The 15,178-nt window shown below is 47.2% G+C and carries 13 protein-coding genes; 5 read left to right on the plus strand and 8 right to left on the minus strand.

Annotation, left to right across the window (positions count from 1 at the left end; translation table 11 throughout):
• The 5 genes from ACHKAR_RS13385 to ACHKAR_RS13405 all read right to left on the minus strand — a co-directional run bounded on the left by ACHKAR_RS13385 (position 1) and on the right by ACHKAR_RS13405 (position 5,260).
• The gene (locus tag ACHKAR_RS13385) at positions 1–972 is read right to left on the minus strand and encodes a GlxA family transcriptional regulator (RefSeq protein WP_395417778.1); all 972 of its coding nucleotides are present in this window, start codon (positions 970–972) and stop codon (positions 1–3) included.
• The gene (locus ACHKAR_RS13390) at positions 969–2,300 is read right to left on the minus strand and encodes a DJ-1/PfpI family protein (protein ID WP_395417779.1); all 1,332 of its coding nucleotides are present in this window, start codon (positions 2,298–2,300) and stop codon (positions 969–971) included. Before ACHKAR_RS13390 ends, ACHKAR_RS13385 begins: the two co-directional genes overlap by 4 nt.
• 115 nt (positions 2,301–2,415) lie before the next feature.
• Entirely contained in the window at positions 2,416–3,636 is a 1,221-nt protein-coding gene (locus ACHKAR_RS13395; protein ID WP_395417780.1) for a hypothetical protein, read from the minus strand.
• Positions 3,633–4,067, minus strand: coding sequence for a Rieske (2Fe-2S) protein (locus ACHKAR_RS13400; protein ID WP_395417781.1), 435 nt, complete (start codon positions 4,065–4,067; stop codon positions 3,633–3,635). Before ACHKAR_RS13400 ends, ACHKAR_RS13395 begins: the two co-directional genes overlap by 4 nt.
• 2 nt (positions 4,068–4,069) lie before the next feature.
• Complete coding sequence (locus tag ACHKAR_RS13405) at positions 4,070–5,260, minus strand: di-heme oxidoredictase family protein (RefSeq protein WP_395417783.1); 1,191 nt, start codon at positions 5,258–5,260, stop codon at positions 4,070–4,072.
• A gap of 202 nt (positions 5,261–5,462) precedes the next feature.
• Here ACHKAR_RS13405 and dinB point away from each other — a divergent pair, with 202 nt between their 5' ends.
• From dinB to ACHKAR_RS13420, 3 genes are all read left to right on the plus strand, one after another.
• Positions 5,463–6,671: a DNA polymerase IV gene (gene dinB, locus ACHKAR_RS13410; protein WP_395417785.1), complete on the plus strand. Its 1,209-nt coding sequence runs from the start codon at positions 5,463–5,465 to the stop codon at positions 6,669–6,671.
• A gap of 66 nt (positions 6,672–6,737) precedes the next feature.
• Positions 6,738–7,361 (plus strand): Uma2 family endonuclease, encoded by a 624-nt coding sequence (locus ACHKAR_RS13415; RefSeq protein WP_395417786.1) that lies wholly within the window; start codon positions 6,738–6,740, stop codon positions 7,359–7,361.
• Between the two features lie 50 nt (positions 7,362–7,411).
• A complete protein-coding gene (locus ACHKAR_RS13420; protein WP_395417788.1) occupies positions 7,412–10,345 on the plus strand; it encodes a DNA polymerase III subunit alpha in 2,934 nt (977 codons plus the stop codon).
• Positions 10,346–10,349: 4 nt separating this feature from the next.
• Here the strand turns inward: ACHKAR_RS13420 and ACHKAR_RS13425 are convergent, their stop codons facing one another.
• From ACHKAR_RS13425 to ACHKAR_RS13435, 3 genes are all read right to left on the minus strand, one after another.
• Positions 10,350–10,772: a PIN domain-containing protein gene (locus tag ACHKAR_RS13425; RefSeq protein WP_159584796.1), complete on the minus strand. Its 423-nt coding sequence runs from the start codon at positions 10,770–10,772 to the stop codon at positions 10,350–10,352.
• Positions 10,762–10,980, minus strand: a complete 219-nt coding sequence (locus ACHKAR_RS13430) for a DUF6364 family protein (RefSeq protein WP_159584795.1) — start codon at positions 10,978–10,980, stop codon at positions 10,762–10,764. Before ACHKAR_RS13430 ends, ACHKAR_RS13425 begins: the two co-directional genes overlap by 11 nt.
• 154 nt (positions 10,981–11,134) lie before the next feature.
• The gene (locus ACHKAR_RS13435; RefSeq protein WP_395417789.1) at positions 11,135–12,961 is read right to left on the minus strand and encodes a DUF885 domain-containing protein; all 1,827 of its coding nucleotides are present in this window, start codon (positions 12,959–12,961) and stop codon (positions 11,135–11,137) included.
• A 162-nt stretch (positions 12,962–13,123) separates the two neighbouring features.
• Here ACHKAR_RS13435 and ACHKAR_RS13440 point away from each other — a divergent pair, with 162 nt between their 5' ends.
• Positions 13,124–13,504 carry a BlaI/MecI/CopY family transcriptional regulator gene (locus ACHKAR_RS13440; RefSeq protein WP_395417790.1) on the plus strand — a complete coding sequence of 127 codons (381 nt, stop codon included), beginning with the start codon at positions 13,124–13,126 and terminating at the stop codon, positions 13,502–13,504.
• Positions 13,497–15,164 (plus strand): peptidoglycan DD-metalloendopeptidase family protein, encoded by a 1,668-nt coding sequence (locus ACHKAR_RS13445; RefSeq protein ID WP_395417791.1) that lies wholly within the window; start codon positions 13,497–13,499, stop codon positions 15,162–15,164. Before ACHKAR_RS13440 ends, ACHKAR_RS13445 begins: the two co-directional genes overlap by 8 nt.
• Positions 15,165–15,178: the final 14 nt, after the last annotated feature.

A 15,178-nucleotide genomic window follows, 5' to 3' on the forward strand; every position in this document is an offset into this window, starting at 1 on the left:
TTAGTGAGCAACTTTTTCCGGATGCCTTGAAGGTGGGTAATGGTATTTTCGTTTCCATAGCCTCCTAAACTGTCGCTCGTCGTGAAATCCACACTCTCCAGCGATATACTTCTGAGTATAGTTGGGATTGTGCAGGAGGTGGGCTGCCAGCTCTAGTCTCATCACATCCTTATAATCCTGAATGGTCAGTCCTGCGTGTTTCTTGAAGAGCCTGGTAAGGTTTCGTTCACTCACACAGAACTCCTCCGCGAGTTCCGAGAGTGTTGGGTTTTCGTTGATGTGGTTGATTAGATAGTTCTGCACCTGGTGTATGGTGGGATTGAAATGTGTGCGGTAGTCCAGATAATAACTCTTTTGACTTTCTGTGCCACTTCTGCGAACGTACACCACCATTTCTCGAGCCACATGAGCGGCTGTGAGTGGGCCACAAATTGCTTCAATGATGGACAGGGCCATGTCTATCCCGGAGGTCATACCCGCGCTGGTATAGATCCGTCTGTCTTCTTCGAAAATCTTGTTGGCCTGCACCCTGGTTTTGGGATAGGCCTGCTGTATATAATCGATACATTTCCAGTGGGTGGTACAGCGAATATGGTCCAGCAGACCTGCCTTTGCCAGGACCAGCGCACCCGAGCATACAGAGGCGATGGAAACCCCCTCGTGGTGACGATCTTTTAACCAGGTAAAGAGCCTGGTTTCGGCTTCAGACACGGGCTGCTCCTTATAGCTCGCGAAATCAATGCCCGGGAGAAAAATATAATCCTCACGGGTGAGTTCCAGATGGGTAAAATCTTCCAAGCCACCCAATTGAAGCCCTTGCTCACTTATCGTGTCAGTTTTTAAACCGGCATACCTGAGTTCAAAGGTGTTTTTATGTAACTGATCAGCCTCATAAAAGACCTGAGCCGGACCTGCCAGATCCTGAAGGTGCACTTTTGGTAATATGAGGAAGACAATTTTCTTTTTACTCATTGACCAGCATATTGAGTTTTCATTTGCTCCAACATCTTGGTGGCATTGGTGTTTTCGGGGTTGAGCTTCAGTGATTTGTTGTAGTACTTTCGGGCCATTGGGTAATCTTCAGATTTCAGATACCCTTCTGCCAGGCTGTCCCACGCATTCCATGACTCTGGGTAGGCCTTTACAATGAGCTGAAAAATACCAAGGGCTGTATCTATCTCTGAGCCGTACAGGTACTTATATCCCAGTATATTGAGTGAGCCTTCACCGAAAATTTTCCATCCGGGGTACTTTTTCTGCCAGGTTTCGAAAGATTCGCTGGCTGCGGCAATACCATTTTCTTTGATGAGATTGATAAACTCTTCCTCGGTAGGAGGGGTGTCATTTTTACCGGTCTTTCGAGCAACTTCCGTCATGCGATCAAAAGGGATAATTGACCATGGATACAGCTCGCTAAGCCGCCTGAATACCATCAGACTGAGCTCTGACTGGTTGTTTTCCAGCAGCTCGTCACCATAGGCTTCCAGCTCACCAAAATTGACCATCTCTGCGGTCACGTTGCTAAGTTCTCTTTCAAAGCCTGAAAAATCCGACTTCATTCCGTCGCGACTTTTGGTGGTGACTGACATGCTTTTGAGTTTTTTGATGGCTTCATTTTCGTAGGCCATGAGTCCCTTGTCGGGCGACCAGTGGTCGTACTCCATATACCTCGCTACCCCTTTGGCGGCTTTGAGTCCGGCTATGCGTTGGATCATGTGTAATGCCCCTTCGGTGCCAGAAGACACCCCACCTGACGTAATAATGTGTCCATTATCCACAAATTTCTCTTCTTCTATGACCGTAATGTTGGGGTATCCGCTTTTCAGCGATGCGATGGATCCGTGGTGGGTGGTGGCTTTGAGTCCATCCAGTAGCCCCAATCTGGCCGGCACAAAAGCACCGGTACATACTGTCAGCAGGTTGTCGGTTTTTGGTTCCAGTTCTTTCACCCAGGCCATGAATTTTGCATCGTTGAGGAGCACACTGGTTCTTCCTCCAGGGATCACCAGGATGTCGATCGGTGGTGCGTCATCAATGGAGTAATTGGGATTGATGCTCAGAAAGGTTTGGCTGACCACCGGTTCTTTGGAGGGTGCCACGGTGAATACATTAATATTGGCCACATCGTTGGATCGGGCCGCAGCTGCAAACACTTCGCCAGGGCCGGCAAAGTCAAAAAGCTCTACACCTTCGTGAACCACGATGGCCACATTGTAGGTTCTTTTCTGCTGCGCATCAGTCGCGCTAAATTGGCTCAATAGTGCCAGTGAGATCAGGTAGTGAAGGGAGTTGGGACGCATATTTCAATAATTTAAGCATTTAAATGAATTTGAAATATGTTTACGGGCATTTTGATTGTTCATTCAATAATGACCCGTATCACCCTATAGTTGGCCGGATACGTCCGATAAGGTCTTAAAAGTAAGAAGAAACTCCAAACTGTATCCCCGCAATGGCTGCTGGTGGATTGCCTAGTATATCCTGCTGCTTCATCATGCGATAATTGAGTCGGATGACCGTCTGGGCTGTAGGCCTGAAGCTCACTGCGGGTACAATGGCCCAAATGTCATCGGAGATGTTTTCACCTGTTTCCCGAAAACTGCCAACATTCCAGTCGACATACTCCAGACGGCAGGCGATATTGAGTGTTGCATTGTTGAACCCCAAAATGGTTCTGGTAAAAAGAGGCTGCACAATGTCAATGAATCCTCCGTGTTGCCTGTTGCCGAATTGCTGACTGTATGATGACGGTACGTCCACCCATATCCATGCATATTCGCCTACCAGGTAGGTTTTCGTAAGTGGTAATGTGACATTGAAGTCCACCGCCCATACATCAAGCCGCCGTTTATTTTCCAGGATAAGGCCATCCTCCGTATGCGTATTGTAGATGCCCCCCATGTAGGAGAAACCAATCTCATTATTCTTGTATCTCAATGCTGTTTTTAAGGTAATCAGAGGCTCGCCATTGTTGGTTTCCTCAAACCGGTCCGCATTCGTTTTGGAGGCAGGCAGAAAGGTTCGGTTTTGATCATTTTCAATGATCGAGTTGTTAAAACCATTGGTAAGGTATCCTTCATAGCCGAATGCCCAATCGTTTTGGTAGTGCTTGCCATAAACACCAAATCCCACGTTGCTCCAGGTGGCAGGTAGCATTTGTTCCGCACTGAGTGGCCTGTCTACAAACTCCCACTTGGGGCCATCGTGGTTTTGATTGAAAGCGCCAATGGGGTTCATAATCACACCACCACGGAGGTTAAACAGCGGGTGAAAATTGAAATCGAGCGCCGCAAACTCTATGGCGATCTCTTTGCCACCCTCTTCCAGTTCCAGTTCGGTTAGAAACTTGATTTTCTGATGTACGGCGGAAGACATGAAGATCGTCAGTCGCGGTATTCTGAATGAATGTCCTTCTGTGAGGCCATCCTCACCCATATACTGATAGTCTGCTTCTATATATCCGCCTACCGCCACAGGGGTTTTTCCCACCTGCAAAAAGGGCCTGTTGTAGACAGCATCCATATTCATACCGGTGATGCTGGAGTCTTTTGGTGCTTTTTTTAGCAATGAGCCATCCATCTGGGCCCAGGTGGATAATGTACAAAAGAGTAAAGTGATGCTGTATAAATGTCTCATCGTAGGTCTATTTTGATTTGGTTGAAGTCTGCAGTGACGGGAAAGGTTCTCAGTGGCTGATCCGCAGGTCCGTTTTGTAATGCACCGGTATTGGAAAATTCACTGCCGTGGGCGGGGCACTGTAGTCGGTCGCCATAGGCCTGGAGCTCCGTGCCCTGATGGGTACATCTCATCCAGATGGCGGTATATTCGTTTTCTGAAAACCTGTAAACACAGATGGGGTAGCTCAGCTCTTCATTCTGAACGATGATGTATTTCCTGTAATTCTCCTTTTTTTCATTGAAAAACTCACTTAAAGGAATATGGAGAAAGGAGTCGGAAATGGGAACATTGATGTGCCGCGTGCCTACACAGCCAGCCAGAAGACTAGCGCCGCTCATGAGGCTCAGGCACCCAATCCCGCAGGTTTTGATAAATTCTTTTCGTTTCATACCTATAGAGATTCCAGAAATTTTAAAAGCGCCTCTTGATCACTTTCCGCAAGGGCCTGAAACGCCAGCTTACTTTGCTCTGCTTCACCACCGTGCATATTGATGGCTTCAGCAATGCTTTTTGCCCTGCCATCATGCATCAGGAAGTATTGACCTCCCTGCGAGTTGGGTGATAGACCCAGGCCCCAAAGCGGAGGAGTTCGCCACTCATAAGTCTCGGCGCTGCCCTCAGTGACGCCATCATCCAGCTCAGGGCCCATGTCGTGTAGGAGCAGGTCTGTATAGGGATAAAAAAGCTTGTTGGATAGGGCTTCGATATCTGAGGAGGGTGTTTTCCATTCGGGGATATGGCAGCCTGAACAATTGATGTTTTCGAAGATTTTTCGTCCGGATGTGATGATCGACTCCTGAGCGTTTCTGGGGATAGGTGCCTTGAGTGTTCGCAGGTAAAAAACCACATCTCGCACCGTCTTGTCGCTTACCTCCGGGTCCAGCGTGAGGCCGGTGTAGGTATCTGTGGGCTCGAAGGTAGAGGTGATCCCCATGTCCTGGTTGTAGGCGCTCACGGTCTGGTGAAGGAGGTCCACTGCCGCTGCTTTCTTTCCAAATCGGCCTATGATTTTTCCATTGAGTGGAGAGTGAAACCACTGCTGTTCAAAATAGGGGGGTGGACTAACGTAATTGGGCACTCCGGAGATGCCGTCATTGTCCAGGTCATCGGGATCAGCATTGTCCAGGATTTGCGCATCCGTGATAGCTGAGAGCAGTCCCAGTCCGGTGACGGCCGGTGGTGTGAAATTCATATAAGGTGTGCCTTCTGGAATTCGTTCAGGCTCGAAACCAGGGAGTGCCCGGTGTTGCAGTTGCGGAGCACCGGGTGACTGATGAGGGGTATCGGGTGCAGTTTGCCCAAACCTGGTGAGGGTGGTGAAGGGATGACCTTTGCCATCACCTGCATGGCAGCTACCACAGGAAGTGGCGACAAAGAGTGGGCCCAGGCCATTTAGGGCAGTGAAGACTTCATCATTAAAAGCGATATCACCCGCAAGGAATTGCCGGTTTTGGGCGGGGGTGAGCTCAGTCATCGGACCATCCAGTAGTTCACTTTCTTCAGGGGCTGGTGGGATGAGGCTTTCACAGCTTCCCATTAGGATCATGCAGCAGATGGTGATAAGGAGTTGAGGGTACTTCATTTTTAAAGTATTTAGAATTACAATATTATAAATTTAGACTTGTCTAAAAAAATAATAAAGCAGGTTATTTTAATTTTTTATTGGATATCTAATCGAATATGATTGAAGGTGAGAAGGAAGGAATCTAGGGGTGAGGGAATTATTTTTGTTTTAAAGACTAATATTATTAGTTTTAATGCTAAAAATATTAGATTTGTGAACTATGAATTCTATTCTGCATCTGGATCTTGATACGTTCTTTGTCTCTGTGGAGCGACTAAAGAATAGTGCGCTTGTGGGGAAGCCTGTGTTGATCGGGGGCACGAGCGATCGGGGCGTGGTAGCGGCCTGTAGTTATGAAGCTAGGCGGTTTGGAGTGCACTCGGCGATGCCCATGAAGCTGGCACGAGCACTGTGTCCGGAGGCCATTATTGTGCGGGGAAATTCGGCTGATTACACTAAGCACTCCAAAATGGTAACTGATATTATTCAGGAGGCTGTGCCAGTGCTGGAGAAGAGTTCGATCGATGAGTTTTATGTGGATCTTACTGGTATGGATAAGTTCTTTGGGGCCTGGAAAATGGCCACTGAGCTACGTACCCGCATCGTGAAGGAGTCGGGGTTGCCCATCTCCTTTGGCCTTTCGGAAAACAAGACTGTCTCCAAGGTAGCGACCAATGAGGCCAAGCCCAATAACCATCTGAGGATAGATTACGGTCAGGAAAAGCCTTTTTTGGCCCCTCTGTCTGTGAAAAAAATTCCAATGGTGGGAGATAAGACTTACAGCAAACTGATGAGTCTGGGGGTGCGGAAGATCTACACGCTGCAGCAGATGTCGGTAGATCTGATGGAGCGGGCTTTTGGGGCCAATGGGGTGACCATTTGGCGCAAAGCCAACGGGATTGATTACTCCAAGGTAGTGCCTTACTCTGAGCGAAAATCGATCTCCACGGAGCGCACCTTTGATCGGGATACCATCGATGTGGTAAAACTCAAAGGAATACTGGTGGCGATGACGGAGAACCTCGGATTTCAACTGAGGCGGGGAGAGAAGCTTACTTCCTGCATCACCGTGAAGGTGCGCTATTCGGATTTTAACACCTACACACTGCAGGCGAAAATTCCTTATACAGCAGCGGATCATGCGCTAATCCCCAAAGCATTGGATTTGTTTGATCGGTTGTATAATAAGCGGCTGCTGGTGCGACTCATTGGGATTCGCATGAGCGACCTGGTCAATGGTTTTTATCAGATCGATTTATTTGATGACAGTGAGGAGCAGCTCAACCTCTACCATGCCATGGATGTCATCCGTGACAGGTATGGGGATCGGTCTGTGATGCGGGCCTCGGGTATGCTGGCGAAAACCATTGGTAGGTGGAATCCTTTCACCGGGGAACCACCGCCGCTGCTCGCCAATAGGAGGAGGTAGAATGTTCTCTCATAGGGATGAGAGATGTGTAAAAATAATTTTAAAACGTTTTATCTTTAAACTAGCATGGCCACTCCATACAAAGTAAAGGAACCCCGAATTGATGATATTTCGCTTCTCGAGCCGGAGGCTACTTACTCCTATGCTGATTATCTGAAGTGGACTTTTGAGGAGCGCGTGGAGCTAATCAAGGGGAAGCTTTTTAGGATGTCTCCTGCACCACGGAGGACCCATCAGGAGATAGGGGTAGTCATGGGAAGTGAAATCTACAATTACCTGAAGGGGAAATTGTGTAAGGTTTATCATGCTCCGTTTGATGTTCGCTTTCCCAGTAATCAGGGAGATAGCGATGATCAGACCTTCACGGTTGTGCAACCCGATCTATGTGTAGTTTGTGATCCTGCCAAGCTGGATGATGCCGGGTGCAAAGGCGCACCAGACTTGGTGGTAGAGATTCTTTCACCTGCCACTGCCTCCAAAGATCTCAATGAAAAGTATTACCTCTATGAAGAGCATGGTGTGAAGGAGTACTGGGTAGTATATCCTGGTGAAAACGTACTGGAGATCTATGAGCTTATAGATGGAAAATACATCTCTCGTGGCAAGTTTGTACGGGAGGATCAGGTGCGATCAAATGTGCTGAAGGGGCTTGTGCTCAACCTGGAGGATGTGTTTGAAGAGGTGAGTTAGTATGTAAATACTAATAATAATAGTTATTACTAAAATTATTAGATTTACATGTGCTTAATGTCCATTCATATTTCAGTTTCAAATACGGTCTACTGTCTATTGACAGGCTGATGGAGTGGGCTGTGCGTAATCATGTACGCACGCTGGCGCTTACTGATATCAATAGCACTGCTGGTAGTCTGGAGTTTGTCCGTCAGGCGCAGAAGCAGGGTATCCGGCCTCTCCTGGGGGTAGATTTCAGAAATGGTGCTGAGCAGCAGTTTGTGGCCATAGCTAGAAATAATGCCGGGTTTCAGTCGATCAATGCCTTTTTGTCTAAGCACCTGCATACAGGTGCACCCATTCCTGCTTTCACCGACGAGTTACAGGATTGTTTTGTGATCTATCCTCAGACCAATATCCCCACTCGTGAACTGAAGCCGTACGAATACCTGGCGATAAAACCTCGTGAGGTGACCCGGATCAGGTTTCTGAGTAAGTTGCCCCGCGAAAAACTGATTGCCTGCCCAGTGTATACTTTGCCAGAGGAGGGGGACTTTGAGCTGCACTGCGTGTTGCGTGCCATAGACCTCAATACACTGGTGAGTAAGTTGGCTGACACTGATACGGCGCATAAAGAGGACGTTTTTTTAACTAAAAAACAGCTTACGGACTATTATCAGGAGCTGCCAGAGGCATTTGAAAACCTGAAAACGGTCATCCAATCGAGCTGTATAGACTTCACTTTGGGGGCTGAAGCCACTTCTCAGAATTTGAAAACATGGACAGGTAGTCAGGATTCTGATTATCAGAAAGTGCGGGAACTCAGCCTTGCCGGGTTAGCCTACCGTTATGGAGATTCACCCTCTTTTGCCATCAGGAGACGTGTCATCACAGAGCTGAGGGTGATCCGACAGATGGGTTATTTGTCTTATTTTCTCATCAGTTGGGATATTGTAAAATATGCTCGGGATCAAGGGTATTTTTATGTAGGTCGTGGGAGTGGAGCCAATAGTGTGGTGGCTTACCTGCTGCGCATTACAGATGTGGATCCCATTGAACTTGACCTGTATTTTGAGCGATTTATCAACCTTTTCCGAAAGAGTCCACCAGACTTTGATATGGATTTTTCCTCGTGGGACAGGGAGGATGTGACCCGTTATATTTTTGAAAGGTACGAAAATGTGGTGCTGTTGGCTACACACAGCACTTTTCAGTGGCGGGCGGTGATCAGGGAGGTGGGGAAGGTCTTTGGGGTGCCTCCTTATGAGATAGAGCGACTCCAAAAGACACCCGAGCAAAATCTGGATCATCATGCGCGGCTCATTCTCACCTACGGTGACCGGCTATCGGGTTTCCCCAGTCACCTGAGTGTGCACGCTGGTGGCATTATCATCTCTGAACGGCCTATTCACTACTATACGGCTACTTCATTGCCGCCCAAGGGCTTTCCACTTACCCATTTTGATATGCACATAGCTGAAGATGTGGGGCTGTACAAATTTGATGTGCTGGGGCAGCGGGGCCTGGGGAAAATCAAGGATGCCCTGGAGATCATTCGTGAAAATCAGCCTGACAGGCTGCCCATAGATATCCATGACATCAAATTATTCAAGGAAGATGAATTGGTAAAGATCAATCTGCGGGAGGCCAAGGCGATTGGGTGTTTTTATGTAGAGTCTCCGGCTATGCGTATGCTGCTGACCAAGTTGCGGGCAGAAGATTACCTCACCCTGGTGGCGGCCAGTTCTATTATCCGGCCGGGAGTGGCCAAGTCAGGGATGATGCGGGAGTATATCTTGCGATTTCGGATTCCCGAAAGGAGGAAAGAGGCTCACCCGGTGCTTTGGAAGATCATGCCCGATACCTATGGGATCATGGTGTATCAGGAGGATGTGATCAAAGTGGCACACTATTTTGCGGGACTCACACTGGCAGAGGCTGATGTGTTGCGCAGAGGGATGTCGGGCAAGTACCGGTCTCGTGAAGAATTTCAGCAGGTACGGGATAAGTTTTTTGCCAACTGTGAAGCCAGGGGGTATGAGCCCGCTGTGAGTGCGGATGTGTGGCGGCAGATCGAAAGTTTTGCGGGCTATGCTTTTGCGAAGGGGCACTCAGCGTCCTATGCTATTGAGAGCTACCAGAGTATGTTTCTGAAGTCGCACTATCCGCTGGAGTTTATGGTGGCTGTGATCAACAATGGAGGTGGTTTTTATAGCCGGGAACTGTATATCCATGAGGCCCGTATGCACGGGGCGGATATCCAGTTGCCGTGTGTCAATACGAGTGAAAACGAGACGATTATCAGGGGGAAGACTATTTATTTAGGTCTGAACTTCATCAAAGAGCTGGAACATCATACGGTACATGAGGTGCTCATGGACCGGCAGAAGAAGGGGGCATTTTTGTCGGTGGATGATTTTGTGAAACGAGTAAGTATCTCGCTGGATCAGCTGAGTTTGCTGATCCGTATTGGTGCGTTTCGGTTTACGGGCAAGGATAAGAAGGCGCTGCTGTGGCATGCGTATTTTCTGCTGGGTAATACAGGTAAGAGTCAGAATAAACCTTCACTTTTCGATCCGCCAGTGAAGAAATATAAGCTTCCTGAAATCGAGCATGAAGCAATAGAGGACGTCTACGACGAGGTGGAGTTGTTGGGCTTTCCGCTGGAGAGTCCCTTTAACCTGCTGAGTGAAAAACGAAATGATTGTGTGCCTGCCAGCAAACTCCCGCTGCATATCAATAAGGTGGTGCTGGTGATGGGCTACCTGGTGGCCACCAAGCATACCAGTACATCTAAAGGCGATCGAATGTATTTTGGGACGTTTCTGGATGAGGACGGGGAGTTTATTGATACAGTGCATTTTCCGCCTGTGACTAAAAAGTTTCCCTTTACGGGCAAGGGCATCTACCTCATGCGGGGGAAGGTGATGGAGGAGTTTGATGCGATAAGTCTGGAGGTGAATGCTATGAAGCGACTGAAGTATATGACGATGGAGGTGTAGGCTATCAGTAACCCAGCTCAAAAGGATTTTGAATCGTGAGGGTGTCGATTTTTTGGCTGTGGGTAAGATCCTCAGATAACAGAGTAGAACAGTTGGCTTGATGAGCTGCACTTACGATCAGGGAGTCCCAAAAGGTGAGTTGATTATTGATCTGTATGTCAATGGCGGTATTTATTGTGGTCATATTATTCACCACAAGTTCGAAGCTGCCGAAATAACTGAAGTAACTTTTTAGTTTTAGCGGGGATACACCAAGTTTTCGGGTGAGCGTATTGTAGAATTCCTGAACTACCTGAGTGCTCCAAACCATTACGTGATCTTTTTCCAGTGAACTGAGTAGTTTGTTACAGTGAATTCTTTTTTCTGGTTCATCAGTGCTGAATAGGTAGATGAGCACATTGGTGTCTATGAACACTTTACCTTTCATAGAGGTCATCTCGGTTGAACGAATAAGACTTTGTCTTTACACCAAGTGTGGTAATAGAATTTTCTATTGCCGGGAAGTCACTGTTTCCTTCTATGGTGTTTTTAAGCAATGTCCTTACCATGTTGTTGATGGTAGTTCCATTTTTTTTGGCGTACTCACGGCTTTTTTGGAGTAGCTCATCGGGTATGGAGAGCGTTATGTTTTTCATGGCACACGTATTATGTGTAATTTATAACATTCAATCAAAATCAAAGGTTTCCAATCAACAATTTGAGGTGCGTCGGAGTGGTCTCTCAAAAAAAACACCCCCGCGCTGATCACGGATCAGCGCGGGGGTGTTTTTCATTTTCTTTGGATTTAATTTATATCGCTTTGCTGGCGATGTATCGGTCTACCAGGTCTTCCAGCACATTAAGGGGTACTGCACCGCTGGTCAGTACTACATCGTGAAATTCGCGCAGATCAAAAGCATCGCCCATCTCTGTTTGTGCTTTTTCCCTAAGCTCAAGAATTTTCAGCATTCCTATTTTGTAAGCCGTAGCCTGTGAAGGCATCACGATGTGTCGCTCTACCATACGCACACACTCCCGCTCACTGCCGGAGGTATTGGTCTGATAGTAGGCTATTCCTTCATCACGGGTCCATTTTTTGGAGTGGATACCAGTGTCCACCACCAGTCGGCAGGCTCTCCAAAGTTCCATGGCCAGTCTGCCATAGTCAGAGTAAGGATTGGCATACATGCCCATTTCTTTGGGTATATACTCACAGTACAGACCCCAGCCTTCTACATAGGCGGTGTAGCCACCATATTTTCTAAACTTGGGAATGCCGGTGAGCTCCTGAGAAATACTCCTGTCCATATGATGACCGGGGATTCCCTCATGGTAAGCCAGGGCTTCCATCTCATACTTAGGCATATTCTTCGTACTGGAGAGGTTGGCATAATAAGTACCCGGACGAGAGCCATCAGGTGCCGGAGCCTGGTAGAAGGCTTTGCCCGCTGATTCTTCGCGGAAAGCTTCGACACGTTTCACTGTAATGTCGGCTTTGGGTTTGGTCAGGAAAAGATTATCCAGTTGCTGACGCATGTTGTCAATGATGGTGGTGGCACTATCTATGTAGGCCACTTTACCTTCGTCGGTATCCGGGTAGTAAAACTGAGCGTCAGTTTTTAGAAATTCGAAGAAGTCCTGTAGCTCTCCTTCAAAATTCACCTGCTTCATGATCTCACGCATCTCGCCATGGATCCGCGCCACTTCCTTCAGGCCTATTTCATGAATCTCGGCAGAGGTCAATTTGGTTGTGGTGGTTCTTTGGAGGGCGTTGTTATAAAAAGCTTCACCATTCGGAAATTTCCAGGCACCGTCATCACTGGTAGCACGGGTCTCCTGCTCCTGAAGGAAAGCAATAAGTTTTTCGTAGGCAGGTTTTACTGTATTGATCAGTGCATCCTCAGCGCCAGCCAGAAGTACTTTCTTAGCCTCTGCATCCAGCTCGATGGACTCCACTTTACCAGAGAAATCGGCATAGATGGCATTCTGTTCTGCACTTTTGTCTATCGGTGCGCCACTGATGATGTTGGCGCATGCTTCCAGCACTCGTGGGTAGACAAACTTGGGTGGTATGATGCCCAAATCTTCCCTGGTTTTAAGGTTGACGATGAGCTGATCAAAAAGCTGATCCACGCCATTGAGACGAGCCACATAGGCTGCGGCATCACTGGAGTCTGCTATGCTGTGGATGTTGATGAGCATGGAGGCCACCATCGTGTGAGTGCCGCGCATCTGATGTACGGGATAGTTATACTGACGGTATTTGAAATCAGCAATGGAGTTTTCGGCGTCCATTTTGAAAAGATCATAACTAAGTTTGGACTGATAGTCCAGGGCATCATAGTTGATGCTATCAAGGAGGTATTGGAGGTTAGCTTTGGTGAATTCCATTTCTTTTTGCTCCATCTCGTCGGAGATGTCATCCCACTTACCATAATCTTTTTTGATACCCAGGTAGGATTGATACACGGGATAGCGATCTACCATTTCATCGAAGGCTTGATCGAAAAAAGTGAGGGCTTTTTCTGATTCAGCGGCAATCTCTTCCGATGTGTAGATTTTTTCAGCCTGAGGAGAACAAGCCCACATGGTCACAAGGAGTAGGAGCAATGGGGTGTTGCGCAATATTATTTTCATAAGGTTTTTTGATTTAATGAGCTGTAAAGTAATGATTATTGGCTGTTTTAAGGGGCTTTATTGGATGAGTTGATGTGACTTTTTGATGAGTGGTGTAGTTAAAATCCGAACATTACTATATAAATAGTTGTATTACTATAAATATAGTTATAAGTTTGTTTTATGAAAGCGTTGACCAAGGCAGAAGAACAAGTAATGAAATACCTGTGGAAGCTGGGTAGGGGCTACCTGAAGGACATAGTGGCTCAGTATAGTGACCCTGCTCCGGCTTACACCACAGTGTCCACTGTGGTGAATGTGCTGGTGAAAAAGGAGTTTATCGGGTTTGAAACCCATGGGAAGTCTAAGGAGTATTATCCCTTGATCTCCAAGGCGGATTATGCCAAGGAATCGATGCAGGGGATGATGCACACCTTCTTCAATGATAGCCCGAAACAGTTTGCTTCTTTCTTCACACAGGAGAGCGAGCTGAGCATCGAGGAGTTGAAGGAGCTACAGGATATGATTGCAGCAGAGATCAAAAAACAGGAAAACAATGGCTGATTGGCTGTTTTATATATTGAAAGTGAGTGCTTTTCAGGCGGTGCTGGTGTTGTTCTACCTGCTGTTTCTGAGGGGGTTAACCTTTTATCAGTTCAATAGAATATTCTTATTGGGAATCCTGGTGATAGGGTTTGCGCTGCCATTTGTGCAGGTAGGGAGTGCCCCTGTCGTGCAGGCCAATCAGGAGTTGGTCACTATGATCGGTACGCGCATCAGTCAATCATCTGCAGCCATGACAGAAGGGGTGATTGTGCCCGGGTTTCAGGTGAGCTGGATCTGGCTGCTTTCTTCACTCTATGCCATAGGTGTGTTGCTTCTTTTTCAACGCTATTTCTCAAACTTTTATAAGATCAGAAAATTTAAATATGGATATCAATTAATCGCTAAGATTGGAGCAATTGAGGTGTTCAGAACACCCTTTGCCCAGCCATTTTCCTTTTTCAGGTCCGTGTTTATTCCCGAAAAGGTAGAACACACTCGGGAGCTGAATCTGGTGATGGCCCATGAACTACAGCATGTCAATTTTGGCCATTCTTATGACCGTATGCTGGCGGATTTCATTGTTGTTCTTTTTTGGTTCAACCCTTTCATTTATTTATTGAGAAAGTCGCTGATAGAGGTGCACGAGTATCAGGTGGATGCCGCTGTGACGGCAGATAGTGGAGTGAAGATTCCCTATCAAATGTCGCTGGTGAGTCTGGCTGGTGGTGGCTTCTCTGGTCCGGTGAGCTTCTTCAATTTTTCAACCATTAAAAAAAGAATACAGATGATGAATCGAAATAAATCGAATAAGATCTCCCTGATGAGCCTGGTATTACTTGCTCCGGTGATTGGGGGAATGGTGATGCTGTTTTCATTTGAAATGAAAACGCCGGAGATGGTTTTTATACAGGATAATCCCAGCCCGGCATTAGAAGGGTTGGTTCTTCCCGTAGAGGGTGCATGGGTGGAGACACCTTCCATTTTCCCATTGGGAGTGAAGGATGAGAAGGTGAGGGTCACCTCTAACTTTGGTTACCGAACGGATCCATTTGATGAAGCACAAAAATTTCATCAGGGAATAGATATCTCAGCGGCAGAAGGAACCCCCGTCATTGCTACGGCTGATGGAAAGGTTATTCTGGTAAGCGACCAACCCGGGGGCTATGGTAAACATATTGTTTTAGCTCATGATGAGGTCTATCAAACGAAATATGCCCAGCTCTCTTCTATGGAAGTGAAGGAGGGAGAGACCGTAAAGAGGGGTCAGCTGATCGGGAGAGTAGGGAGCTCGGGAAGGTCAACTGCTCCACATCTGCATTATGAAGTGTATAAAGATGGGAAAGCCGTGAATCCTGTAAACTATATTGCTGACTATCAGTTTGCCATACAAAAGCAGCAACAGGCTGAAGAGAAGCAGAGAATGGCAGAGCTCAAGAGACAAGAAGCTGAGGAGAAGCAGAAAGTCGCGGAAGTGAAACAGAGAGCGGCTGCAGAAGCTCAGAAGGCAGCCATGCAAGAACAAGAGCTGGCGGAAGTACGGCGGGCCCAGGCAGAGGCCAGGCAACAGGCGATTGAAAAACCTGAGACAGTTGTAAAACTGAAGTCAAAGGAAAAGCCGAAAGTGAAAGAGAAAAGTAAAGCTAAAAGCAAACCCAAGGAAAAGGAGAAAGACAAGTAATGAAAGGGGAGCCG

Source organism: Marinoscillum luteum (assembly GCF_044005705.1).
GTDB lineage: Bacteria > Bacteroidota > Bacteroidia > Cytophagales > Cyclobacteriaceae > Marinoscillum > Marinoscillum luteum.